Below are 276 nucleotides of genomic sequence, written 5' to 3'. Positions count from 1 at the left end.
GGGTATGGGAACCAACATCATTCTGATATTGCCGATATTGGCCGTGGTGCCGCTTCTTGCGGCAGCTCCTCTGGCGATGCCTATCGGGGCATGGGTCGTCGGGCGGATCGTCGGATTGTTCGCGCCAGGACCTGGCAAGTTGGCTGCCCGACGCGCCGCGAAGGATCGTATGCGCTATGCGCGCCTCGTCACTCCGGCGATCATCTCATGCGGCATTCTGGGAGGGTTCCTGGTCGCTAACGCACCCGATGAGCAGATGCGCACGCAAGCACTCAC

General features: G+C 62.0%; 1 protein-coding gene. It reads left to right on the top strand.

All coding sequences use genetic code 11. From position 1 onward, the window contains the following. A partial coding sequence (locus QSV46_RS39655; protein WP_314964085.1) for a hypothetical protein occupies positions 1 to 276 on the top strand: 276 nt, incomplete at both ends.

Source organism: Bradyrhizobium cosmicum, from assembly GCF_032290525.1.
Classification (GTDB): Bacteria; Pseudomonadota; Alphaproteobacteria; order Rhizobiales; family Xanthobacteraceae; genus Bradyrhizobium; species Bradyrhizobium cosmicum_A.
This window is presented reverse-complemented; position numbering and strand designations above follow the sequence as displayed.